Below are 24,934 nucleotides of genomic sequence, written 5' to 3' on the forward strand. Positions count from 1 at the left end.
CCAGACGCGTGTTTACCGGATCGATGCTGACTGCTGCTGCACTGACTGCCGCACTTCTCTCCGGGTGGACTGCACAAGCAGATCCCGCATATCCGGCGCCGGACCCGGACCCGTTCTATTCGCAAGCAGCGGCCGAGGGGACCGCCGGCACGCCGATCTCCGTGCGCCGGGCCCCTGACCTGATGACCTTTCCCGGCGTCGCGATCTGGCAGGTCAGTTATCGGTCCACGAACTCCGAGAACAAGCCGATCGCCGCGGTCAGCACGATCCTGGTCCCGCCGAATCAAGCACAAGACGGCCCGTTGCTCTCCTATCAGCACATCGTCAACGCACTCGGAACGGGATGTGCGCCATCTCGCGCGCTTTACGCATCGGATCCCAACATCGTCATCCGTGAAGCGCCCATCCTCAACGTCGCGCTTCAACGTGGATGGACCATTGCCCTTCCTGACCATCTCGGACCCAACAGCGCCTACGGCGCCGCGCGCCTGGGCGGGCAGATCACGCTCGACGGTATCCGCGCCGTTCAGAAAATTCCCGAATTGCGTAGTGGCGCCAGCCCAGTCGGTATTGCCGGTTACTCCGGCGGTGGCATGGCTACCGCGTGGGCGGCCGCACTGGCCCCGAGCTACGCACCCGAGGTCAACCTCGTCGGTGTAGCCGAGGGCGGCGTTCCGATGAATCTGTCCAAGATGGCCAACGGCCTCGGACAGGATCCGCACCCGGCATTCGGCCTCGCGTTCGCCGCAGCAATGGGCCTCGAACGCGAGTACCCCGATCTTCTTCCGCTGAGTAATCAACTCAACGACCTCGGTCGGTCGATGCGGACCGAACTCACCAACGCGTGCACCAACGACATCCTGAGAGTTGGCGCAGGACGCAGCGCTTCCCAGGTGTCGACGTCGACTTCCCTGTTGTCCAGCCCCGAAGTACGAAAGGTTATGGACGACAACAGCGTCGAACTCTATCCGGGTGTGCCGACTGCCCCGGTATTCGAATGGCACACCCCCGACGACGTCCTTATCCCCATCGATTCGGTGGTCAACACGATTTCTCGGTACTGCGCCGCCGGAGCCACGGTTCAATCTCAGCTGTTCCCCAGCCCGGACCACCTCACCACTGCGGTCCTCGGCCTGCCCACCGCGTTCGAGTACCTGCAGGACCGGTTCGACGGAGTGCCGGCCCCGCGTTCGTGCTGAATGTCTCCGGAGTGATGTATCGAGCAGGCGCGGCACATGGCCAACTCGGTGTGCCCGTGGCATCGTTGATCGTATGAGCGACACGGATGACACCGGCGCGGCCGGCAATGGCGATTACAGTCTCGATCCCGACGACCAGCTTCAACCCGAAGACACCCTGATCGATCGAGGCGTGGACGACATTCTCGACGAGGGAATCTCACCACCGGAACGCCCATTGGGCCTGGACGCTCACGGGTTGACCGGCAGTGAAGAATCGGCGGGGGAGACCCTCGACGAGCGCCTGGCCGAGGAAGAACCTGATCCGTACGCGTCACTGGGAGATCCCCTGAAGGATCCGGCAGATGCCGACGAATTCGAACGGGAAGAAGAATTCCCGAACGGTGACGAAGTCGGAAATCGCCGCGTCGGGCGTCTCGTTGCCGAAGACGAGGGCCGATACGAGGACGAGGAAAGCGAACTCATTGCCGGAGACGTCGGAATCGACGGCGGCGCAGCGTCGGCGGAGGAAGCCGCGATGCATCTGATCGAAGAATCAGACGACTGACCGACCGCCTGACTGTTGTGGCTGTTGATCGGTGAGAACGATGGAGTGGACGTGATTTCCACCCATCCTCTTGCTTTCGTACATCGCCGAATCGGCTAGGCGATGTAGATCGTGAACGCCACTTTCTGCTGCTTGCACGTCTGGCCAGCCGCCGTTGTGTATGGCTATGCCGATGCTTGTCGTCGAGAGTGGTTCGCCCGTAGGGGAGTTCATGATGTGGGCGATCCGTGCGAGCAAGTCGCCGACGTACGGCAACGGCATGATCTGAACGACGACGAACTCGTCACCGCCGATACGAGCGATCGCTGCGTCCGATCTGGCCCAGTCGTGGAGTCGATACGCCGTGCGCAGGATGACGCGGTCGCCGACGTCGTGACCGTAGGTGTCGTTGAAGTGTTTGAAATTGTCGATGTCGATCACCACCACCAGCAAGGACTGGTCGAGGCTGGATTTCGCTTGCAGGAGTTCGGAAGTCCGCCGTGAGAGTCCGCGCCGATTCAGCAGGTCCGTCAACGGATCGAGTTCGGAACTTTGAGCGTCGTTGCTCAGGAGCGCCAGAGCAATCTGCGTGACCACCGGTATGACGGTGATGACAGGGATGGCAAAGGCAATGCGTCCCAGGACGTCTGAGAGGCCGGAAGGTACATCGGTGAACACGCCAATGCTGGCGATAACGATGACCGCCCCGGAAAACAGCAGGTGCCACAGCTGCGCTCGAAGATTGTGAAAGAACGCTATGTACGAGCCGACGAGTCCGAAGACGAGGCACCCCAGCAGCCTTTGATCCGGATTGGCCTCCGCCAGCACGATCACCGCAACAGCGAGGTCGCCCGCGATGACAAAAAGGTACGACCGTTCCCGGGTCGTCGCAGTGAACGGCAGCGCTGTTCCGCCGATCATCACGAGCACTGCGATGACGACGTCCAACGGAAATCCGATGGTCTGTACCGAATGGGTGCCCAGTCGCTTCAGCAGAATCGTGACTCCCAGGAGGAAAACCAATATGCCGATGCCTATCCGAGTCGGCATCAGAATTCCGTTGTCGCGCAAGAATCGCGTGAATCGGTCGAACTGGTCTGGCACTGCAAGCCAGCGGTGTACGACCTTAGGTGTGTCACTCATCGCGGCCACTGATCATTCGAAGCGGCCGGTCGAAATAAAACACATGCGGCGATAGTAGTCCGTGGCGATGACAATGGAACTGCACCCGCTCGCAGCCTGTCGCCCCCAATACGTCACAGTGACGAATTGGGGCGGGGTGGCTGGGAGTGGGCGAGACTCATCCATCAACATCAACCCGCGTCAGGCGGCCTGCCGCGCGGCCTGGACACCTGAGCGGCAGGGTTGCTCGGTGGCCGGCCGGGGTCGGACGGCGATCGACGATTGGTTGTCCGACGACGGGCACGCCAAGATGATCAGCTCACACAATGCGTCCAGCGATTCAGGGCGGAAGCACGCGAATGGTCGACAGATACATCTACGGATCGACGACGCAGGAAACGGATCATGAGCCGATATCGCCAGGTCGACAATTTGCCGATAATCTACATTATGTCAAGTAATGGTTATTCGAACGTCCCCCGTCAGCCTGTCCGCTAGCTTTACCCACATGGATTCCGTTGCACTCGTCCTCGGTTCACCACGTGGCCGTCGCTTCTGTGCGAACGTCGGGCACGCGTGCCGCGCCAGCGCAAGCAACTCCGGTGGACACTGGCCTCAATCGCCGGAACATGCGCTCGAAGTTCTCGGCGCTGTTGATATCCGGGCAATCGCCGAGATGTCCGAACTCGAGATTCTGCACTGTCTTGCGTATGCCGTAGATTGCGCACGCTACTGGGAGCCGCCGGACGAAGAAGACCTGATCTTCGTCCGGCCGGATGTCGCAGCGGCGCTGCGACCGATTGCCGGAGCACTACTCGACTCGCCACACGCCGCCTGGTGGACCGAGCCGATCGACCGCCTGAACCAGAATCTGGTTGAAAAGCGAAACCCCATTTACGGCTGGTCGGGCCTACCCCTGCGGATTTACCCCACGAAGGACGGCCTCGAACAGTGGCGCGATGAGGCACTCGATACCGAACGCCGGTTTCTGGAATACCAGATCGAAGATCCGGACCGTAACATCGGAGGCGAATGGTGGTCTACCCCTTTTGCCAACGGCACAACCGAAACAACCAGGGCCCGCGACGGTATCGGGGCCCTCGGGGTGTTTCTCGAAGAAGACAGCTCCTCGAACGAGGCGCGGGTGCAGCCGGTAAGGATCTACGGCGCGCCCCGCATCTACGAGATCACCGGTCCGCAGGACTGGGCGAATCTGGTCGATACCTATCCCCTGCCAGTGCCCGCTTCACGTCGCTTCGTTTGGTACGACACGACCGGTGAATACCGTGACTGGTTCATTCCGGACTGGGTTTCGGTCGCCGCAGATTACGACGCCATCCACTTGACCTTGATGGCCTATCTGACCACGCCAGGCATCGCGATCCCGTTGTCGGCCAACTCGGGGGCCACCGTGCTCGCCGGGTGGGATCCGGACGCCACATTCTGGCTACGAAGCAACAACATCACCGTCGAGGGCGAGCCACCAAGCTGACGCTCAGCGGCGCAGAATTCAGCCGGTGCGCCCGTACGGCCAGCCACCGTGCAGTGTCCTCGATCCCCTGTTCCAGGGTGAACGTCGGAACCCACCCGAGTAGTCGTAACGCACGATCGTTCGACGCATAGGCACCGGCAGTGTCACCGGTGCGTCGGTCGGCAGCGACCACGTCGACGTCTTCGCCGAGCACGTTCTCGAATGTGTGTACCAATTCCCACACCGTCGTCCCCCGCCCGCTGCCCAAGTTGACCACAGTCATGCGTGATGAATCAGCGGTGACCCGGTCGAACCTTTCGAGTGCTCGAACATGAGCGTCTGCAAGGTCCCAGACGTGAACGTAGTCACGCACTCCCGATCCGTCGCGCGTCGGCCAATCCGTCCCCGTAACCCTGAAAGGCGTTCCTGTCGAATATGATTCGAACAGCTTTCCGAGTGCGTGGGTCGGGCGCGCCGACGCTGGTCCGCTTCGCAATTCCGGATCTGCCCCGACAGGGTTGAAGTAGCGTAGAGATATTGCCGATAATCCTGTGGCCGCCACGATGTCGTCAAGCATCGTTTCGAACTGAGCCTTGCTGTGCGCGTAGGGACTCTGCGGTGCGATCCGCCAATGTTCGTCGACACACCCACCGTCGCTCGGCGCGTACACCGCAGCAGAGGAACTGAACAAGAAGCGCTCACAGCCGTTCCGAAGGACACTCGATACCAGTGTCAGTGACTTGGATACGTTGTTCTCGTAGTACCGCGCCGGGCTACTCACGGAATCTCCCACCACGATCAAGGCCGCACAGTGAACTGTGGCAACGATATCGGGATGATCTGCGAATATCCTGTCGAGCAGTTTCTCGTCCGCGATGTCGCCGCAGTAGAACGGGAATCTGTGCGCAAATTCGGCACGGCCGGTCAGCAGGTTGTCGAGAATCACGACATCGATCCCGGCGTCGACGCACTTCGACGCCACGGTGCTTCCGATGAATCCCGCTCCGCCGGTGATCAGTACTTTCACGCTGCTCCCCCGGCATCTTCGACGGCAGCCCTCGCACGACGGACGAAGTGGGATACGCGTGAGCGTGCCAAGTCCCATCCACGTAGGTCGCGCCCGTCCCGGATGGAAAGCCGATCACGGTCGAGAAAGAGCGGCACCATGACCAGATCGCGGTAGAGCGAGTGCAGACGTGGGCGATCGGCCAACCACAGCGTGCATTGCCACCACCAACGCGCCGACGTAGTCGTCACCCCGGTATTCACTCCGAAGATCGATTCCACCGCAGCCCAGTGGACGTTCACCGCGCGACGGACATCGCGCGGCAATCGGCGTCGCGCGAGCATCGCCGGGAGTGACGGCTCGGAGTCGAACAGGTACCCCACGTCGAAGACGCTGTTCAACGCCAGATCAGCGCGAATCAAGGCGCGATCGGCAAGCCGCGCGTGAGCGATGACATGAAGCGTGACATCGGCAAGGGCAAGTCTGGATCCTTCGGTCTCCGCGCTGAGTCCTCGGACCGCGGACTCGCGGGTCAACGCGTGACGGGCGAACCGCGGAAGCAAGTGTGAATGGATTTCGACGGAGCCGTGACGGTCGTCGCGAAGGAGCGCTGGTTCCTGATGATCGTCGTGATCGATGGAATCCCCTGCCACCTCGTCCGGGCGAACCATTCGATAGCCGAAGTCGATGATCGCGTCGTTGGCTGGAACGGCGTGTGCGGGATCTACGACCAAGAGGTCGATGTCCGTCATCCGTCGTGCCGCCGGGTTCGGCCAGATTCTTCGCTCGAGAAGGGCAGCACCTTTCAGTGCGACAGTCGGAAATCCGCTGCTGTGTAACAACTCTTGCAGTTCTACGCGCTGCGCATCGAGGTCCGCGATACGAAGTGCGTTTCGGTGATGGACAAGGCTCAGCGTCAATTCCGGACTCGACGCGCTAGCTGCGGAATCCGACAGCATATCGGCGAAACTCGCCGGCAGGACCGATGCGAAGCCGGCATCGACTGCGCGGGCGGCCAGCAGCGGCAGCACCTTGTGCCTGGCAGCGGCGTCGATGACTCGCGGCCAATCTTGCTGCGAACACGAACGGATGACGTCGGCCCCGTGCTCGGCTTCCAACATCGAAATCAGGTACCGGGTGTCACGCATGACGCCACCAGTTCCTCCACGGTGTCGGCGCCGGTGTCGCCGTGGTGCCGGATCATTCTGTAGCACGGGGCATTCGAGAGCAGGGCAGCGATGTTTCTCAGGGTCAGTCCGTGATTGTCGGACCACAGAGCGGATTGCTCGGCCAGCGACTGTATCGCCTGGGGTGCGGGCATCGGCGCGACACGAGTAGGACCCCCGTCCCATTTATCGAGAATCAGCACCAGATCGATTCCGCGAACCGCCGAATCGACGTTGGGAGTAGCGGGCAATGTCGACGGGTCCAGTGCCCACACCGAAGGGGTATACGGGAGATACAGCGAATCGTGCGCCTTGATGTCCGGGAGAACGTCGAACATACCGGCTTTCAGGTGAACCCGGCGCGGCAAGCCCACAGCTTCGGTACCGCGAATGAAGACCCCTTCGTCAGCTCGCAGTTGTGCACCCCGTAAGGCAAGGGCAAGCGCCAAGGTGGTTTTACCCGCCCCGGAGTGCCCGGCGATCGCCACTCTCACACCGTTGCAGTCGACCAGAGCGGCATGCAGGCGTGTCCACAGTTCGGTATCTGCGGCCGTCATGACATCCCGGTGCACAGTGCGGTAAACGTTCTCCGCGAGGTGGAGTCCGTCGAGACCGATCAGCGGTTCCTTTCTGCCTCCGATGGTCGAGTCGATGGTGGCGTCCCAGCGACCGAACGTCGATCGATTCCGCTGAATCCGAACTTCGATGTTGTGGTCCGCAGGCCAGGGGCTGGCAATTCGATGCTCGATGACACCGAGTTCGGGTATGGCAGGGCCGCGCACGATCGCATCAACCCATAGGTAGTGCGTTCGGAATTGTGGTACGTGGCTGCCTGTCACGGGATTCTCACACCAGCAGACGCGAGGCGCTCAGCTGTCCATAGGTCTCGCTGACCACCGACTCCGCGTCATGGTCAGGGATCTCGAGTACCTCCGACACCGCCTGGACGATGTCACTGACGGTCCGGCCGTCACACAGTTCCCACACCAAAGTCGCGATGGGGTTGAGGTGATGGGCAACCTCGCTGGAACTGTCGTACAGCACGACACCGTCGGTGAGATCATTGCTCTCCACCGTCTGTGAGCGCTGAGGCCTCGCGTCTTCGAGTAGTTCCGTCAAGATATCTCCTTGTTCCAACCAGTCCGATATTCGTGTTGAGCTATTTGCGTTTGGGGTGGTGTCAGAGCGAGAAGCGTCGTGAGTATTCGGATTCGATTGCGCCCGAACAAATCAGGCTGCGTGTGGAGGCGATGCCGGGTGCGAGCGTCAGACACGTGAGCGCTCCCCCGGCGTTCGCATCCACCAGGTAGTTGCCCAAAGTTTGGTAGTGGCCCGCCCATTTTTCGAATGCTTCGGGGTCTACCTCCGGATCCGCAATCGCGTCCAGAATTCGTTCGAAGGCGCGCGAATGAACGAGGACGGCGTGAACTCCACGGTTCTCCGGACTGGTGCGCAAGAGCGCCGAACCGTCGATCAGCGCTCCGTCGGCCGATTTCGCGTCGTGTCCGAGTTGGACGACATCCCAATCGCGGTGATCGAGGTCTTCACGTGCGTGGTCCAGGATCGACGCAGCCGCATCCAGCAAACTCACGTCGTCAGCTGCAATGAGGACCGAATCCCAGCTCTTCTCGGTCGCCCGAGAAACCGCGCGACGCCACGAGACGGCAAAGGCCGCTTCCTGATTCATCACGTCCTCGAAAGCTGATTCTCTCTCCACCGCTGTTACGCGCGGTAAGCGAATGAATCGATGCCAGGACGCCTTCCATCTGTCGATATCGAGGTCAAGATTCACGACGACAACACCGAGGTCCGACTTCGAATCCTCGACAGCCGGGGTGGGTTCTCCCCCTACTCGGGCAGGCGACAGTGGGCGATCGAGCACAACGTCGACTGCGCCCCGCTCGAGCAGATAGGTCGCCAGTGAAAAGTCGGACCGCACGGGTCCGTCCATGCTCCGAGAGAGTTCGTCTCGCAAGGTTCGGTATGCCGCGGCGCGAACAATCAGTGCAGCCCCGACCAGGTCTTCGCCGTGTGCGTGGATGACGGCCGCATCGGCTTCGGCGGGGAGGTCGTCTGTTATGTTCCGCAGCTTGTACATAACCGCGGGTTCGATCACGCGAGCCTCGTCCAGGAAGACCACCGACTTCCAGCCCAGCAGAATCGCCTTGTCGAGTCCGGCGACGAACGCTGAGGCCGTCCTCCACCCATCCGGACCGTCGTCCTCCGCCGGAATGGCACGGTGAACGGTCAGTTCGATCGACTCGGCCTCCGCCAGGCATGAACGCCACGGAGCTACTCGGCCGTCGTCGCTGAGAACGATCACCCCGCCGAAGACCAACTCGGGTCGCTGGACGCTCAGTTCGGCACGGCGACGAATCTCGGGATACGAATCACCGAGGTACCTGGAGAACTGACGATGGAGTGAGTCGAGATCCCATCCGACCTCATTCCAACCGAGCAGGTAATTGTGAACGCGATCTTCCCAATTTATTCGATACGGGACACCCGCCGGGCGCTCGAATCGATGGTGCCAACCAAATGTCGGAAGGCAGACGACCTTTCCGCCGTTGATCCGGAACTTCTCGTGGATGTATCCCTCCTCACCGCCGAATCCGGTGAAGTGCGAGTTCAATCCCGGCCATGCCTCACGCCTGCAGGCAAATGAGCCGAGGCCCTGCATGATGATCTCGAAAGGCACGTCCGGGTGTTGCTTCGCTCGCGGATCAACTCCCCAGGAGCCGAACATTCCGTTGCGCCACTTGGGGTCCATGTGGGTGGCCGCGATGTGCGAGGAATCCTGGGAGAGCATCGGTCCCTGGATCAGATCGTCAGTTTCCGGATTTGCATCGAAATACGCCAGCAACGCCGACAACGATCCCGGTGCCAGGATCACGTGGGAGTCGAGGACCAGGACATACTTTCCGGTGGCCTTGCGGAACAGGACGTCCCGCACCGCAGTCGATCGAACGTCGGTGAACGGGATGTAGCGGAACCGATCGATGTAACCGGCAAACGATTCGAGCATCGGCGCCGGCAACCCCTCGGGGTTGTTGTCCAACAAGACGAATTCGACTCTGTCCAGAATCTCGCGATGATGGACCAGGATCGAGTGGATCGTGAAGTATGCGCCGTCGAAATCGTCGTAGGTCGCGATTGCAATGGTGAGGTCGGCAGATTCTCCGTGCGGCGGAGTTTCTTTCACCTGTACTGGCACCGCGCTCTGAAGCCTCTTCAGAGCGCGGTGCAGGGCGTCGTCGAACTCGGGCATCGGTGTGCTCCCTGGGAACCCGTGGCGTTGTATCGATTACGTCGGTTACGCAGGTTCCGTGGGATCTGTCGGCTTGGTCGGGCTGGTTGGGAACGTCGGCTCGGTGCGAGTGGTCGGCACAGTTGGGACAGTTGGGACGGTCGGCTCTGTCGGCTCCGTCGGCCCGGTGGGCTTGGCGGTCGTCGTTCCACCCGAGCCTGACGAGCTACCGGTTGATCCGGAACCTGTGGAACTTCCAGACGATCCCGAACTCCCGGAACTACCCGAACTTCCCGACGATCCCGAACTTCCCGACGATCCGGGGTTGCCCGGCTCGTTTCCGCCCGGCTGGTTCCCTCCCGGAGTATTACCACCGGGCTGATTCCCGCCTGGTTGCTCGCCGCCTGGTTGATTCGGATTCTGCTGGCCACGAGTAGGAGCTCCGGAGAGGTTCGGCGTATCACCGGCTGCGAAGGCCGGTGCCGCACCACCGAGGCTGATCGACGTCACGACCGGAACAGTTACCGCCGAGGCCGCTAGAACTGTCTTGACGAACTTGCGTCGATCAACCGGAACATTCTGAAAAGCGTCGCCGCCCATAGCGTTTCTCCCATGCGTCCGAGACGAGGTCGTCCTCACTCGATGTCGGGCAAAACGCTAGCATCCTTCCGGCAACTTTACAGACTGAACGCGCCGATATTTGACGGGTATGCGAATTTGAGTCCGGACTGCGCCGACTGTTCGGACAGAAGTACGGCGATCTCCTCCTGTTCAGGGGACTCGTTTGTCCCGGTCGACAACCGTCAACCGACCGGCATCTCCCACGGCGCCACCGGAAGAGTATTTCCGGTCTCGAGGTAGGACTTCAGATTCGACAGCACCGCCGACCATCCGCCCGCTACCTCCATGCGAGCCGATTCGTCCGCCAAATCGGTGTGCTTGACGGTCAATCGCACGATCGCGCCGAAGGCTTCGATGTCGAAACTCACCCGCGAGATATCGACGCCCGGTTCACCGTTCGGATCAGCCCAGGTGGTGACCAACCTGGACGGTGGGCTGCTTTCGACTACGGTGCCGACTACATCCGCGATGTTCGAACCGTCGATCCGGCGGTGCTCCCACGTCGATCCCGGCTGCCAGTCGGAGACGTTGCTGTGTCCCCAATACTCTGCAGTGGCCCCCGCGTCCGTGAGTGCTTTCCAGACGTTCTCGGCCGTACTGGCGATGTAGGTGACATATACAAAACTGGGCTTGTCGGTCATGGCTTCCTCCGCGAGTTTTTTGACGGCACTGAGCGCATGCAGGCGCGGTACCTCGAACTTGTTGATCCATCGCTCTCGAATCTCCTCGAGCGCAACGGGATTGAGATAGTGAAGTTTCGTTCTCCCCTGCCGCACCGTGCTGATCAGATTTGCATCCTCGAGCGCCGTGAGGTGTTGCGTGACAGCTTGGCGACTCATGTCGAGGCTCTCGCACAGCTCACCGAGCGACTGCCCGTTGGCTACGAACAAGCGGTCCAGCAGAAGTCTTCGCGTGGGATCGGCAAGTGCTTTGAAGGCTGCATTCATCCGGTCGTTCACAACTTCACGATATGCAAGTATTTGCTTGCATGTCAATGGTTGGGCGTGCCGGGTTTCGGAAGTAGCGATAAATAGGGTGTGATGTCTTCAGGCAGATGTGATCTGAATCCCGGATCGCACCGTAAGAGAGGTTGGGCACATGGACTGGGCAGCAATTGGAGTGGGTGTCGGGTATGCCTCGGTGGCTCTGTCGATCCTGGTTTTCGTCGGCGGGTGCATCGCACTGTTCATTTTGTCGGTCCGCCAGTAGCAGATGTGATCTGAATCCCGGATCGCACCGTAAGAGAGGTTGGGCACATGGACTGGGCAGCAATTGGAGTGGGTGTCGGGTATGCCTCGGTGGCTCTGTCGATCCTGGTTTTCGTCGGCGGGTGCATCGCACTGTTCATTTTGTCGGTCCGCCAGTAGCTGACACCTCGACAAAGTGGTGAACACCCCCGGCGCGAGGAAGACACGCGTCTCGGGGTGATCGCCGCCGGAGGCTGCTTGATCGATTCGGACACACCGGCGCGCGTCGGACTGCTCGCAGAGAAGCTCGGCCGCGGTGGGACTACCGTAGGACTGTCCCCTAGAACTCGAGGAGTACGGAATGAGCATCCAGTCGGTTGAACCGCACCGCCACCGCGTAGTGGTGATCGGTTCCGGCTTCGGAGGATTGTTCGGCACTCAGGCTCTCAAAAAAGCCGATGCCGACATCACGATGATCGCGCGTACAACCCACCATCTGTTTCAGCCGCTCCTCTATCAGGTTGCGACCGGCATCCTCTCGGTCGGTGACATCGCTCCCGCCACGAGACTGGTGCTGCGCAAGCAGAAGAACGCCCAGGTGCTGCTCGGTGAGGTCGAGACCATTGATCTCGAGAGTCAGACCGTGACCTCGCGTCTGCTCGAACGCGTCACGGTTACGCCGTTCGACAGTCTGATCGTGGCAGCAGGTGCCGGTCAGTCGTACTTCGGCAACGATCAGTTCGCGGAGTTCGCCCCCGGAATGAAAACGATCGACGACGCCCTCGAACTGCGCGGACGAATCCTCGGGGCCTTCGAACAGGCCGAACTGTCGGACGATCCCGCCGAGCGCGCGCGCTTGCTCACCTTCGTCGTGGTCGGCGCCGGCCCCACCGGGGTGGAGTTGGCCGGGCAGATCGCCGAGCTTTCCCGTCGAACGCTGGACGGCGCCTTCCGCAAGATCGATCCTCGTGAAGCGCGCGTCGTGCTCCTCGACGGCGCCCCTGCCGTGTTGCCCGTGTACGGCGGGAAGCTCAGCCGCAAAGCTGCCGAGACGCTCGAGAAGCTCGGCGTCGAGATCCAGCTCGACGCAATGGTCACCGACGTCGACAACGACGGTCTGATCATCAAGGAAAAGGACGGCACGCTTCGCCGCATCGAGTCACAGTGCAAGGTCTGGTCCGCCGGCGTGCAGGCCAGCCCCCTCGGCAAGCAGCTTGCAGAGCAAAGCGGCGGAGAAACCGACCGCGCCGGCCGAGTGATGGTCAATCCTGACCTGTCGCTTCCCGGGCACCCCAACGTCTTCGTCATCGGCGACATGATGTCGCTCGACAAGCTTCCCGGACTGGCTCAGGTTGCCATGCAGGGCGGCAAGTACGCGGCCAAGCAGATCAAAGCGTCACTGGATGGAAAGTCCCCGTCGGAACGAGTTCCGTTCAAGTACTTCGACAAGGGCAGTATGGCGACGATCTCGCGCTTCAGCGCGGTAGCCAAGGTGGGCAAGCTCGAGATCAGCGGGTTCATCGGGTGGGTTGCCTGGTTGGCAATTCACCTCCTGTACCTCGTCGGATTCCGTTCACGCGCCTCGACGCTCTTGTCGTGGGCAGTGACGTTCTTCGGGCGCGGCCGTGCTCAGATGGCGTCCACCGAGCAGCAGGTCTTCGCGCGAAACGCGATGGGCGAGTTGGAGAAGAAGAACAAGGAAGCGACGGAGTCCGGCAGCACTTCGAATGGCGAAGCCAAGAAGGCTGCCGGCAAGCAGCAGAAGGCCGCCGGCTGATCGATCAGTACCTGGGCGAATAATGAAGGGCGGCTGTGGAGTTCAACTCCACAGCCGCCCTTCGTTATTTGATCGACTGCCGCGTGGTCAGTTTCCGATCTTCGCCACCTCGGTGATGTTCGCGAGGCGAACCTGTCCCTTGGAAACGAGTCGGCCGTTCTCGTCGGTGATGCGAACTTCCCAGAGTTGCTGGGTGCGTCCGCGATGAATCGGGGTGGCTTCAGCGGTGAGAGTGCCCTCCCGCGTTGCGCGCAGGAAGTCGGTGTTGTTGTTGACTCCGACTACGTGTCCTCGCTCGCCCAGCCACACGGTGCCGCCGACGCTGGCGAGAGACTCCACCACCGAGCAGTACACACCCCCGTGCTGTATCCCGGCGGGCTGGTGCAGCGTGGGCTTGACCGTCCATTGCGCCCTCACACGGTCTGGGCTCAGTTCGGTGTATTCCAGGCCGATGGTGGCGTCGAAGCCCGTCCCGAGCCGTTTCATCATCTCTGCGGTCTCAGCAGTGTCGACCATGCCATCTCCATCTGTGATTCTCTGGCGCCGGTGTGGCTGCCACTCCCTACCTGATTACACGAGAGGTAACTCGAGCTTGGAATCAGGTCTGGAAAAAGAACCGGCGGGTTTCCCATCATTCGATGGGAAACCCGCCGTGGGAAGGACCGGGAGTCTCTGCAGCCCTCAGGACTCCGGCGCGGTCCGGCAGTTTCGTCACTCTCGCGTCGTGTAGCTCTCTGCGAGGTGTTCCACAATCATAGGCAAGGCTGACCTAATTTAGCAAGCCCTTCGTCGAACTGGTTCCAACGAGGGCGTAGCGAGACCTTGCGGCGCGCACGAACCGGCAGCCCGGCGGCGACAAAGGCGTCCAGCAGTCCCTGCCCTCGACGCTGAGCGGCCGATTCGCCCTCACCGGCCAAGATGGGGACGTAGGCCGCTGCACCCAGGATCGACTCCCCTACCAGGCCCCAGAATCTGAACTGGTCGACGGGCGCACACCTGGCGACGGCGTCATAGATCGCTCGGAGTGAAGTCAGGCAACGGTGCGCGGTCCAGACAAGGAGCGCTTCTTCACATGGCATGTCGACGACACCGTCACTGCCGGACTCCCGTCCGTTGGGCGCAACGCGCAGCGTTTCGTCGACCACGCCGGCCCAGTCGATTCCGCCGTCGCTGTCCATGTGGATGAACAGGTTCTCGAGCCCCGGGTCCCATGCGGACCCCTCGGAGACGATCGACGCGGCCACCCTGCCGACCACGGCATGAATAAGTGACGTTGCAACCTGGATCGCCGCAGCTTCGGCGCTGTCGAGATCTTGAAGTGAACGGGCGAACATCTGATGCACCCGATCCCCGCACAGGCCCTCGCTCAGTTGCCACCAACGCCGTTTACCTTCGCCCGCCATGGCGGCAACCGCGTAGACGCGCGGATAGTCAGGGTTGAGTGCTCGTAGGCGAACGCTGGTGCGGCTCAATGCGTTCGACCGGAGTTCGAATTCACGAACATCCGCATGCTGGGTGGTCAAGGTGATGGTCACCGTGCACTCCAATCGGCCGAAGTTGTCTTGTGGTTCTTAATGTAGGTTAGCCTCACCATAATTCAAGAGTAAAGAACTGTGACGCTGGGCACCGCATATTCACAGGAACGTCCCCCGCAGGAAGCGCACCCGCATAGGGTTCCGTAACCTAAGATGCGAATTCCCTGCGCACCAAGACCAGGAGCTCGAACCGCCAGTGACGATGATCAAATCTCTCGGGAACGGACATCCCCGAGGACCCAGCGAGACGTACGGACGGCGCATCGTGCCGCGCGGCCCCGCTCCTGTCCGAATGCGTGTCCTGGCTGGACTTTTCGACGCGGCGGTGTTCCTACTTCCGTTGATCGTCGGCTGGTACATCGTCCAGTCGCTCCGTGACGACAACGGTGGCGGCGAGGCTGATCGAGCAGTCTTCGGCGGGACAGCAATAGCGATCGCCGTCGGTCTCCTTGTGTGGAACCTCGGATTCCGTGAGGGGGCCACCGGTCGGACCTCGGGAAAGGGATGGGTTGGCCTGGTCACGCGTGACGCGACCACCAAACAGCCCATCGGTGTCCGCCGGGCTCTGCGCAGACCGTTCGACCGAAGCGGCATCGAGGTGGTCCGAGAAAGCACGGCCCGCGACGAGGGCTTCGAAGAACTCGCACGCGACAACAGCGTCGGTGCAACTCGCCGGCGCCGCCTGATCGGACTCGCGGTCCTCACCGTGCTGCTCGCGCTTGTGATGCTCGCGAGTATCGCGGTGGGCGCTCGTCCATTGACCTTCGCCGAGATCTTCCACGCGCTCTTCAATTCGGACGGAACTCAGACGGACATCATCGTGCGGACGTTGCGCGCCCCACGAACGATTTTGGGTCTTGTTGTCGGAATTGCACTCGGTATCGCCGGTGCCTTGATTCAGGGACACACACGCAACCCGTTGGCGGATGCCGGTCTACTCGGCCTCAACGCGGGCGCGGCGTTCTTCGTGGTCATGGCGATCTACCTCTTCGGCTTTACGGCACCGAGTCAGTACCTCTGGTTCGCGTTCGCAGGATCCTTCGTCGCCAGCATCGTCGTTTTCGGCTTGTCCTCCATCGGAAACGGCGGCGCAAGTCCTCTGAGTCTGGCTCTGGCGGGCGCGGCCGTCGCGTTCTTCCTGCAAGCCATGACCAACGCCGTGATAATCCTCGACCAGACCAGCCTGGACGCCTACCGTTTCTGGGTTGTCGGGTCGGTGTCCGGTCGCGGGTTCGACGTCCTCTGGCAGGTCCTGCCGTTCCTGATACTCGGATTGGTCATCGCCTTGGCAAGTACGCCGGGGCTCAACGTCCTCAGCCTGGGTGAAGACGTCGCAAAAGCCTTGGGAACGAACATCGCCTTCAGTCGCACACTCGGCATCGTCGCGATCACCCTGCTGACCGGCGCCGCCACCGCGGCATGTGGTCCGATCGCGTTCATCGGTTTGGTGGTCCCTCACGTGGCCCGGGCCATCACCGGACCCGACTACCGCTGGCTGGTCCCGTACGCAGGCTTACTCGGCGCGGTCATGTTGATCACCGCGGACATCATCGGCCGCGTGGTCGTGCGCCCTGGTGAGTTGCAGGTCGGCATCATCTTGGCCCTGTTCGGCGCTCCGTTCTTCATCGCTCTCGTACGCCGCAGGAAGTTGGCAAGTCTGTGACGCTCAAGCAGGAACTCCGGGTACTCCCCCGGACCGTCCCCTCGCGTAAGTCGATCCGCCTCGGTGGATTCTCGCTCGTCTACCGCCCACTCGCGGTGTCGGTGAGCATTGCCCTCGCAGTTGCGCTGTTCCTTCTGCTTTGCATCAACATCGGGCGGGGCGACTATCCGATCTCGATCCCCGATGTCATTTCGGTCCTGCTCGGCAATGGCAGCAAGACACAGAACCTGATCGTCTTCGACCTTCGACTTCCTCGGTCGCTCACCGCGCTCTCCATCGGTATGGCACTCGGCATTGCCGGTGCGGTCACCCAGACGATTGCGCGCAATGCCCTCGCCAGCCCCGACATCCTCGGAATCACGGCTGGATCGAGTGCCGCCGCAGTGGCACTCATCGTACTCGGCGGGGGTGGCTCCTTCGTGGGACTGCTTGCCACACTGGGGATTCCGTTGGCTGCACTCTGCGGCGGCCTACTGACAGCAGTGGTGATCTACGCCTTGGCGTGGCGCAAGGGCGTCGAGGGGTTCCGCCTCATCCTGATCGGTATCGGCATCAACGCCATGCTGGTGGCAGCGACGGGATGGCTCCTCATCTCGGCGGACATCAACGACGCTTCTCGCGCACAGGTGTGGCTCAACGGTTCACTCAACGGTGCCACCTGGAATCAGATGTGGCCGGTCGCAATCGCCGTCGCAGTAGTCGGCGGCTACGCGGTGATCGCATCGTTCACCATGGGAGCACTGCGGTTGGGCGACGACAACGCAACCTCACTCGGTGTTCGCTTGCAATCATCACAGGCCAAGCTGCTGCTTTCCGCCGTGGCATTGGCCGCCATCGCGACCGCAGCAGCAGGTCCGGTCGGCTTTGTCGCCCTGGCTGCGCCACAGGTCGCCATGCGTCTGGTGCGCTCCGCCGGCCCGCCCATCGTGGCTTCCGCGCTGACCGGTGCTGTACTGGTGGTAGGCAGCGACGTCATCGCTCGAACAATTCTGCCTGTGGAACTCCCCGTCGGAATCGTGACTTCCGCACTGGGCGGCCCGTTCCTGCTCTACCTGTTGGTTCGTAACAATCGGAAGGTCACAGCATGACCACCATCGCCCAGTCCACCGATGCTCCTTCGCGTCTCGTCGCGCAGAATCTGACGCTCGGGTACGGGGATCGCATCATCGTCGACGGACTCGATCTCGAGATCCCCACCGGCGTGATCACGACGGTCATCGGACCCAACGGTTGCGGCAAGTCGACGCTCTTGCGCGCGCTCGGTCGTCTGCTCAAGCCAAAGGGTGGATCGGTCATCCTCGACGGCAAGGCGATCAGTTCGATGAAGACCAAGGAAGTCGCGCGGGTGCTCGGAATGCTCCCCCAGACTCCGGTTGCGCCCGAAGGGCTCACCGTCGCCGATTTGGTCTCACGTGGGCGCCACCCGCACCAGTCGTGGATCAGGCAGTGGTCCGCGGACGACGAGGGCGAGGTCGCCGAAGCGCTAGAGCTGACCGGTGTCTCGGATCTCGCCGATCGGCCCGTCGATCAATTGTCCGGCGGTCAGCGTCAGCGAGCCTGGATCTCGATGGCTCTCGCCCAGGGAACCGACATCCTGCTTCTCGACGAACCGACTACCTATCTGGACCTCGCGCACTCGATGGAAGTCCTCGACCTGGTGGATCAACTCCACGAGGAAATGGGGCGCACCGTGGTGATGGTTCTGCACGACCTCAATCTCGCGGTCAGATACAGCGATCATCTGATCGTGATGCGCGACGGCGCCGTCGTCGCTTCTGGTGTCCCCAAGGACATCATTTCCGCGGAACTTCTGCTCGAGGTGTTCGGTCTCGAAGCCGCAGTCATCGACGATCCCGTCTCGGATCGGCCGCTGATCGTTCCGATCGGAACCCGGCACGTGTTCGGCGCCGTCGGCGGGCCGGCAAAGCCTGCGTGACGATCGCGAATCAGCGACCCAGAATCGTCCGAACGAGTTTGAATCCCTGACCGATCGTCACGGTCGGCAGGTATGCCCGTCCGACCGCGTTGCCGATGCTCGGCAACGCGGCTGGATCGGCGAATGTCATGTGCATCGGAACGTACCGCGGCTGGAACTTCGATTTGAAGGCCAGCAGCGATCGAAATCCGTACACCGGTTCAAGGGTGCGACCGAGTAGGTCGAGCACGCTGTCCATCATCGCCGAGAAAGTCGTGGCCTCCGGTTCGTTCGCATTCCTCTCGGAGTCACCGGCGATTGTTGCCAGCGGTGCACCGGACAGACTGAGGAACTCGACGCCCTCCTCCTCCAATTTCAGTGCAGCGGAAGCGATCAGGAACTCCATCGCGGGACGGAACCCTTCGGAGCGTCGCCTCATGAAGTCGAGTGTCCACCCGACGACTTTGCCGTCGCGGTACACCGGTAGCCACGACGTGACACCGTGCACGGTGCGATCCTCGTCGACCGCGATCAGGCATCGCACTTGTTCGTCGTCGACCTCGTCGAGTCCGCCGAGGGTGAATCCCATCTCGGGCATCCCCTTGTCCGCTACCCACTCCTCCGAGATCGCGACTATCTGATCCTTGATCGCGAGAGGTGCATGAGGGAAGGAAATCCACTCGGCGGTGATACCGGACTTCTTCGCCCGGTTCAGTGCTGTGCGCACGTCCTGGAACCGCTTTCCTGTGAACGCGACTTGTCCCAGGTCGAGCACGGTTTCCTCGGCGACCTGTAGACCGCTCCAGCCCATCGAATCGGTGATGGTTCGGGCGTCGTCGGTCACGGAATAGAAGCAGGGAATCCAACCGTTCGACGACGCGAACTCGGCGAACCCCTCGATCGCCGCGCGCATGCGATCTGGAGGACCGACCGGATCACCTGTGGTGAGAGCAACGCCGGCGATGACGCGATACGCGACGTAACTCGAACCGTCCGCGCTGAACCAGTACGTGTTCCCCTTCCACGTCGTCATCCACGACAGCGGGCTGCCGGTACCGGCGATCAACATGGATCGCGCTCGTTCGGCGGCTTTGGGATCGGCGGTCTTGACCGGCTTGAGGAAACTCACGAATACCAACACGGCGGCAACGCCCCAGAACACGACGCCGGTCCACTCGAAGAGCAACGTCGACTCGATGTCCACGGGAAGCAGGCGCGGGTCGATCAACTGCAGGTACACCGGCGGTACAAGGCGCTGTGGGAAGTCCGCGAGCAGCAACGCGACCGTGGGCTCGCGGTCGAACCCGTGCCTGGCGAGCATTCCGCCGCCGACGTAGATCACGGCGAGGACCGCGAGCAAGGTCACGATCGCAGCACCGAGACGTCGATACGTCTTGGCCGGGGCCGCGACGTCGAAGTATCGACGTGTGGCGATCAGCAGGATCAGCACGAAGAGCGGTGTCAGGAACGGCACCAGAGTTCGATACACGTTCGGATCGCTGATTCCGTAGAACAAGCTGTCGCTGTCGACTGCGTCGACGAACCTGATGACGAAGTTCCCGATCGAGAGGACGAGTAAGACGACCTGAGCACAGACAGTCGCAATCCAGGCGAATCTGCGGCCACGACGGAGCCCATCGCTCAACACCAGCACAAAAATCGACGGCATCAACGAGAGCAGAGTCGGCCCGATCCCCGAGAGTCTCAGCTCGAGGAGGCCGCGTCGGCAGTCCGGATCCGACGCGGATTCGGCGCACAGCTCACGTACTTCTGCGACGGTCCAGGGAACACCACGGAAGAGATCGCGGAGTACGGCGAGTGGGCCAACCGCCTGTGGGGACAGCGCGGCGATAATCGGGCCGATCGCACTTGCCGCGACGACGATGGCGACCAGGACACGGCCCTCTCGCTGTGTCCCGGCGATGCGTTCACCGCGAGCCGATCGTCCGACGATCCACTGTCCGATCACCAAACCCACCACAGCGGCAAAAAATCGGATGACATCTTGCAGCTGACCACTGAACAAGGCCAAGGTGATGGTCAAAGCCAGGGTTCCGACGCGGATGCGGCGACGCCACAATGTCCCCATGTTCGAGCTGGCGGCCATCGCGGCGCCGACGATCCACGCGCTCGCGCCGACAGCGGAGCCGACATGGAGGCGGAACCCCCAATTGGAGTCGAACACTTTCACGAAGGATGCCCAGCCGAGCCCGAGCAGAACTCCCAAGATTTGAGTGCTTGCGCCGGCGATCGCCAGCTTGATCGTTCCCATCCGCCGTTCGAGAGGTGCAGCGACCGCAATCAGGAGCACGCTCGCGCCGATGTACCCGAGCAGGTTTCCTGCCCACAGCGCGGAGCTCAGTGGAATCCAGACATGTCCGTGCTGGATCGAGCCCATTCCCGCACCGATCGTGTGCTCGAGATCGCGGGACGGTCCGTGAACGATGCTGCCGGTTACGGCGCCCAGTATCCACATGGTGAGAAGTAGGACGACCGTCAAGGGTGCGTCGCGAATGCCGAAACGGATGATGCCGGCAGCTTTCTGCGTGACTACCCGCGCCCGTGATGTCGATTCTTCGGTGCCCGGCGAACTGTCGATCGTCATCTACGTGCGGCTACTTTCTGCGGATCGACTGTTGGCTTGCAATTATCGGGCATCGTCATTGTCGGGACTTTGGTCGTCTCACACCACCGTAACCGTCACGCAGATCACTATGGCCAATACCACACCCCCACCGAGGCGGTTACTACTACCAGTAGTACGTATTTCGTCGTGGAAGTCCGTAGAATCGAAGAATGGCAGGTCTAGGTGAACTCGAACGCGCGGTGATGGATCATTTGTGGTCCACATCGGAACCGCAAACTGTGCGACAGGTGCATGAAGCACTCGCGACACATCGCGAATTGGCGTACACGACGGTAATGACCGTTCTGCAGCGCCTGGCGAAGAAGCATCTGGTGATTCAGCAGCGTGACGATCGCGCCCATCGCTATCTTCCCGTCAACAAGCGCGAAGAACTGGTCGCGAGCCTGATGGTCGACGCACTGGCCCAGGCCCCGGAGTCCGGCGGTCGCGCTGCGGCACTCGTCCACTTCGTGGGACAGGTCAATGCTGACGAAGCCGATGCTCTCCGCGAAGCGCTCGCTGCCCTTGAGGTGCGCGAGTCCGCGAAAAAGGCTGCGCAGCCCGGAATTTCTAGGCCGAACTGATTTCGTCGTGCATGATGTGTAGGACATGAACGCCACTACTGCACTGGTTTTCGGACTGCTTGCCTTGTTGCTGGCCGGTCCGGTTCCCGCACTCCTGAGCCGCTCCACGTGGCCTTACCGCGCTCCACGCGCGGCGTTGGTTCTGTGGCAAGCCGTCGCGATTGCTGCGGTGCTGTCGGCATTCAGCTCGGGCCTGGCCATTGCCAGCCAGCTGCTCGTTCCCGGCGCTGACGGTAGGCCGACGACGGCCCCGACCGCCGAAATCGATGCACTCGGGCTCCCGCTGTGGATTCTGTACGTGGTTGTTTTTGCCCTGACGCTTCTGATCGGCGCGAAGCTGATCTTCTCGATAATCCAGGTCGCTGTGAGAACCCGACGTCGCCGTGCACGTCACCGCGTGTTGGTGGACCTTCTCGACGACTGCGCCATGCCCGCGTCGGTGGAACGCACACCCGATCTGCGGGTGCTGGACGTGGACGAACCGATCGCATACTGCCTGCCAGGTCTGCGCCAACGCGTGGTTCTCAGTCAAGGCACTCTGCAGAACCTCGATCATGCCGAGGTCAAGGCAATTCTGACGCACGAGCGTTCACACCTGCGAGCTCGTCACGATCTGGTCCTCGAGGCTTTCACGGCCGTCAACCACGCGTTCCCCCGTTTCGTTCGTAGCAAGTCGGCTCTGGGATCGGTACAACTCCTGGTGGAGTTGCTCGCCGACGATTCAGCTGTGCGGGCTACCGGTCCCACTCCCCTCGCGCGGGCACTTGTCGCGTGTGCCGGATCGACGGCACCCCGCGGAGCGATGGCAGCGGGCGGCCCGTCGACGCTCATCCGAGTGCAGCGCCTCTCGGCCGACGATGCAGATCCCCGCATCGCCGTTTTTGCGTATCTCGGGGCGGTCGCGATTCTCGTGGTTCCCACGGTTGCGGTGGCTGTGCCCTGGCTCACCGAACTTCGACTGCTTTTCAACGCATACTGAGTCTTGACCTGCGCAACCCCGTGTAGTAGTGCAGGTCACAGGCGGGGCTACCTGACTTCGGTGTCCCCGGTGGCGTAGAGTGGACCACGGCCACCATCGTGGTCCGTCAACATATAACGGCACACAGCCCAATTCCCCGCAGTATGCGTTCGGATTGCCAGGTGACATGTGCCCTGGCTCGTCCCTTTGCGAACTGTGTCGTGTATTTCAGCATGGCTTCTTCCGCTCCGCGACGTGCCCGTAGTCCGGAGAGGTTTCCGCGTGACCAACGCTGTCCAAATGTCGTCTTCCGAGAACATCGAAGACCCCACCGTCAACACCCCCGCTGCCGAAGAAGCAGTCGCCACCGAGTCGGGTATCACCTTCGCCGAGATCGGCCTGCCCGAGCAGCTTGTTGCCGCATTGGCGCGCAACTCCATCACCGTCCCGTCCCCCATCCAGGCGCAGTCCATCCCGGACGCGCTCGCCGGAACCAACGTTCTCGGCCGCGCACAGACCGGATCGGGTAAGACCCTCGCCTTCGGCCTGCCGATGCTGACCCGCCTCTCACGCCACGAAGATCGCCCGGCCGCCAAGCGTCCCCGCGCACTCGTGCTCGTCCCCACCCGTGAGCTTGCTTTCCAGGTGGTCGACTCCCTCAACTCCTACGCCGGCGCACTCGGACTCACGGTTCGTCCCGCTGTCGGTGGAACGCCGTTCGCCAAGCAGGTCGATCAGCTTCGCCGCGGCGTAGACGTCCTCGTCGCAACGCCGGGTCGCCTGGGCGATCACCTGCGTCAGGGCACCTGCATCCTCGACTCGGTGGAAATCACCGCACTCGACGAAGCCGATCAGATGGCGGACATGGGCTTCCTGCCCGAGGTTCGCTCGATCCTCGGCGAGACCCCCGCAGACGGACAGCGTCTGCTGTTCTCGGCAACCCTCGACCGTGAGGTCCAGTCGCTGGTTCGTCAGTTCCTGGCCAACCACGTCACCCACTCCACCGAAGACGGCCGCGCAAGCGTCGACACGATGGAGCACTACGTCCTCCTCGTCGATCGTGGGCAGAAGGATTCCGTCCTCGCCGAGATCGGTGCCCGTGACGGACGCACCATCATGTTCGCCCGCACCAAGCTCGGTTGCGAGGGAATCACCGATCGCCTCCGCGCAGTCGGCATCGCTGCCGAGTCGCTTCACGGCGGCAAGGCACAGAACCAGCGCACCCGCGTCCTCGAGCGTTTCAAGAACGGCCGCACCCCGGTCCTCGTCGCAACGGACGTTGCAGCGCGCGGTATCCACGTCGACGGCATCGACCTCGTCGTTCACGTCGATCCCCCGGCCGACCACAAGGACTACCTGCACCGCGCTGGTCGTACCGCTCGCGCCGGCGAGAAGGGCACCGTTGTCGCCATCGTGCTGCCCAACCAGAAGCGTCAGTTCAAGCGTCTGACCGGAATGGCCGGCGTCAATGCCGCAGCCGTTGCCGTCACCCCGGGTTCTGCTGAACTTGCTCGCATCACCGGCGCCAAGAAGCCGACCGGAGAACCCTTGCGCGAGAGCTCTTCTCGTGGCGAGCGTTCCTTCGGTGATCGTGGCGGAAGCCGTGGCGGCTACCAGGGCAACCGCTCTTCCGGCGGCTACCAGGGCAACCGCTCTTCGGGTGGATACCAGGGCAACCGTGACGGCGAGAGCCGCGGCGGATACCAGGGTGATCGCTCCAGCGGTGGTTACCAGGGCAACCGCGACAGCCGCCCCTCGACCGGATACCAGGGCAACCGCTCTTCCGGTGGCTACCAGGGAAGCCGCGACGGCGAGAGCCGCGGCGGTTACCAGGGCAACCGCTCTTCCGGTGGATACCAGGGTGATCGCTCCAGCGGTGGTTACCAGGGCAACCGTGACAGCCGTCCGTCCTACGGAGACCGCGACAGCCGCCCGTCGACGGGTTACCAGGGCAACCGCTCTTCGGGCGGATACCAGGGAAGCCGTGACGGCGAGAGCCGCGGCGGATACCAGGGCAACCGTTCGTCCGGTGGTGGATACCAGGGCAACCGCGACAACAACCGCTCGTACGGCGATCGCGACAGCCGCCCCTCGACCGGTTACCAGGGCAACCGCTCTTCCGGTGGCTACCAGGGCAACCGCGACGGCGGCGACAACCGTGCAGCCTCGACCAGCGGTGGCGGCTTCCGCAGCCGCACCGACCGTCGTAGCTATGACGGATTCGACGGCCCGAAGCGCGAACAGCGGTAATACCTGCGCTGAGCTGCGGCTCGACAACTGAACACTGAGAACCTTCCGGCTGTGCCGGAAGCTGTATCGAGACGGATGCAG

At 62.2% G+C, this 24,934-nt stretch carries 21 protein-coding genes; 11 read left to right on the forward strand and 10 right to left on the reverse strand.

What is annotated here, in order from left to right; genetic code table 11:
- Positions 1-23 precede the first annotated feature (23 nt).
- Positions 24-1,199 (forward strand): lipase, encoded by a 1,176-nt coding sequence (locus tag ACKAMS_RS25670; protein WP_021344275.1) that lies wholly within the window; start codon positions 24-26, stop codon positions 1,197-1,199.
- A 73-nt stretch (positions 1,200-1,272) separates the two neighbouring features.
- Complete coding sequence (locus tag ACKAMS_RS25675) at positions 1,273-1,746, forward strand: DUF5709 domain-containing protein (RefSeq protein ID WP_019748468.1); 474 nt, start codon at positions 1,273-1,275, stop codon at positions 1,744-1,746.
- On the opposite strand, the gene ACKAMS_RS25680 is transcribed toward ACKAMS_RS25675, so the two are convergent.
- Entirely contained in the window at positions 1,735-2,868 is a 1,134-nt protein-coding gene (locus tag ACKAMS_RS25680; protein WP_269577204.1) for a diguanylate cyclase, read from the reverse strand. The genes ACKAMS_RS25675 and ACKAMS_RS25680 overlap by 12 nt on opposite strands.
- A 487-nt stretch (positions 2,869-3,355) precedes the next feature.
- Between ACKAMS_RS25680 and ACKAMS_RS25685 the strand changes: the two genes are divergently transcribed.
- Complete coding sequence (locus tag ACKAMS_RS25685; RefSeq protein WP_019748466.1) at positions 3,356-4,339, forward strand: hypothetical protein; 984 nt, start codon at positions 3,356-3,358, stop codon at positions 4,337-4,339.
- Here the strand turns inward: ACKAMS_RS25685 and galE are convergent.
- The 5 genes from galE to ACKAMS_RS25710 all read right to left on the reverse strand — a co-directional run bounded on the left by galE (position 4,311) and on the right by ACKAMS_RS25710 (position 9,758).
- Positions 4,311-5,345, reverse strand: coding sequence for a UDP-glucose 4-epimerase GalE (galE, locus tag ACKAMS_RS25690; protein ID WP_019748465.1), 1,035 nt, complete (start codon positions 5,343-5,345; stop codon positions 4,311-4,313). The genes ACKAMS_RS25685 and galE overlap by 29 nt on opposite strands.
- Positions 5,342-6,472: a nucleotidyltransferase family protein gene (locus tag ACKAMS_RS25695; protein ID WP_317832010.1), complete on the reverse strand. Its 1,131-nt coding sequence runs from the start codon at positions 6,470-6,472 to the stop codon at positions 5,342-5,344. Before ACKAMS_RS25695 ends, galE begins: the two co-directional genes overlap by 4 nt.
- Positions 6,451-7,272, reverse strand: a complete 822-nt coding sequence (locus ACKAMS_RS25700) for a hypothetical protein (RefSeq protein WP_408989765.1) — start codon at positions 7,270-7,272, stop codon at positions 6,451-6,453. Before ACKAMS_RS25700 ends, ACKAMS_RS25695 begins: the two co-directional genes overlap by 22 nt.
- A 64-nt stretch (positions 7,273-7,336) precedes the next feature.
- Positions 7,337-7,609 carry a PqqD family protein gene (locus ACKAMS_RS25705; protein WP_133728061.1) on the reverse strand — a complete coding sequence of 91 codons (273 nt, stop codon included), beginning with the start codon at positions 7,607-7,609 and terminating at the stop codon, positions 7,337-7,339.
- A gap of 61 nt (positions 7,610-7,670) precedes the next feature.
- Positions 7,671-9,758, reverse strand: a complete 2,088-nt coding sequence (locus ACKAMS_RS25710) for a glycosyltransferase (RefSeq protein WP_408989766.1) — start codon at positions 9,756-9,758, stop codon at positions 7,671-7,673.
- Positions 9,759-9,816: 58 nt separating this feature from the next.
- Here ACKAMS_RS25710 and ACKAMS_RS25715 point away from each other — a divergent pair, with 58 nt between their 5' ends.
- The gene (locus tag ACKAMS_RS25715) at positions 9,817-10,119 is read left to right on the forward strand and encodes a hypothetical protein (RefSeq protein ID WP_029255360.1); all 303 of its coding nucleotides are present in this window, start codon (positions 9,817-9,819) and stop codon (positions 10,117-10,119) included.
- 421 nt (positions 10,120-10,540) lie between these two features.
- On the opposite strand, the gene ACKAMS_RS25720 is transcribed toward ACKAMS_RS25715, so the two are convergent.
- On the reverse strand, positions 10,541-11,305 hold the full coding sequence (locus ACKAMS_RS25720) for a metalloregulator ArsR/SmtB family transcription factor (RefSeq protein WP_041815970.1): 765 nt from the start codon (positions 11,303-11,305) through the stop codon (positions 10,541-10,543).
- 601 nt (positions 11,306-11,906) lie between these two features.
- Here ACKAMS_RS25720 and ACKAMS_RS25725 point away from each other — a divergent pair.
- Entirely contained in the window at positions 11,907-13,322 is a 1,416-nt protein-coding gene (locus ACKAMS_RS25725; protein ID WP_378666573.1) for an NAD(P)/FAD-dependent oxidoreductase, read from the forward strand.
- Between the two features lie 87 nt (positions 13,323-13,409).
- On the opposite strand, the gene ACKAMS_RS25730 is transcribed toward ACKAMS_RS25725, so the two are convergent.
- Together ACKAMS_RS25730 and ACKAMS_RS25735 are read right to left on the reverse strand one after the other, a co-directional pair.
- Positions 13,410-13,838 (reverse strand): PaaI family thioesterase, encoded by a 429-nt coding sequence (locus tag ACKAMS_RS25730; RefSeq protein WP_020969625.1) that lies wholly within the window; start codon positions 13,836-13,838, stop codon positions 13,410-13,412.
- Positions 13,839-14,074: 236 nt separating this feature from the next.
- Complete coding sequence (locus ACKAMS_RS25735) at positions 14,075-14,857, reverse strand: hypothetical protein (protein ID WP_020907762.1); 783 nt, start codon at positions 14,855-14,857, stop codon at positions 14,075-14,077.
- 202 nt (positions 14,858-15,059) lie between these two features.
- On the opposite strand from ACKAMS_RS25735, the gene ACKAMS_RS25740 reads away from it, so the two are divergent.
- Genes ACKAMS_RS25740 through ACKAMS_RS25750 form a run of 3 tightly spaced genes read left to right on the forward strand, consistent with a single transcriptional unit; the run spans position 15,060 to position 18,456 of the window.
- Positions 15,060-16,520, forward strand: a complete 1,461-nt coding sequence (locus ACKAMS_RS25740) for an iron ABC transporter permease (protein ID WP_019748453.1) — start codon at positions 15,060-15,062, stop codon at positions 16,518-16,520.
- Entirely contained in the window at positions 16,517-17,608 is a 1,092-nt protein-coding gene (locus tag ACKAMS_RS25745) for a FecCD family ABC transporter permease (RefSeq protein WP_408989767.1), read from the forward strand. The genes ACKAMS_RS25740 and ACKAMS_RS25745 overlap by 4 nt, the downstream gene beginning before the upstream one ends.
- Positions 17,605-18,456, forward strand: coding sequence for an ABC transporter ATP-binding protein (locus ACKAMS_RS25750; RefSeq protein WP_020907760.1), 852 nt, complete (start codon positions 17,605-17,607; stop codon positions 18,454-18,456). Before ACKAMS_RS25745 ends, ACKAMS_RS25750 begins: the two co-directional genes overlap by 4 nt.
- Positions 18,457-18,466: 10 nt before the next feature.
- Here the strand turns inward: ACKAMS_RS25750 and ACKAMS_RS25755 are convergent, their stop codons facing one another.
- Complete coding sequence (locus ACKAMS_RS25755; RefSeq protein WP_408989768.1) at positions 18,467-21,040, reverse strand: bifunctional lysylphosphatidylglycerol flippase/synthetase MprF; 2,574 nt, start codon at positions 21,038-21,040, stop codon at positions 18,467-18,469.
- A gap of 191 nt (positions 21,041-21,231) precedes the next feature.
- On the opposite strand from ACKAMS_RS25755, the gene ACKAMS_RS25760 reads away from it, so the two are divergent.
- From ACKAMS_RS25760 to ACKAMS_RS25770, 3 genes are all read left to right on the forward strand, one after another.
- The gene (locus ACKAMS_RS25760) at positions 21,232-21,645 is read left to right on the forward strand and encodes a BlaI/MecI/CopY family transcriptional regulator (RefSeq protein ID WP_003944876.1); all 414 of its coding nucleotides are present in this window, start codon (positions 21,232-21,234) and stop codon (positions 21,643-21,645) included.
- 25 nt (positions 21,646-21,670) lie between these two features.
- A complete protein-coding gene (locus ACKAMS_RS25765; protein WP_003944922.1) occupies positions 21,671-22,624 on the forward strand; it encodes a M56 family metallopeptidase in 954 nt (317 codons plus the stop codon).
- A gap of 261 nt (positions 22,625-22,885) precedes the next feature.
- Positions 22,886-24,853: a DEAD/DEAH box helicase gene (locus tag ACKAMS_RS25770; RefSeq protein ID WP_408989769.1), complete on the forward strand. Its 1,968-nt coding sequence runs from the start codon at positions 22,886-22,888 to the stop codon at positions 24,851-24,853.
- The last annotated feature ends 81 nt before the right edge of the window (positions 24,854-24,934 follow it).

This window comes from Rhodococcus sp. 5A-K4 (assembly GCF_046097995.1).
Classification (GTDB): domain Bacteria; phylum Actinomycetota; class Actinomycetes; order Mycobacteriales; family Mycobacteriaceae; genus Rhodococcus_F; species Rhodococcus_F erythropolis.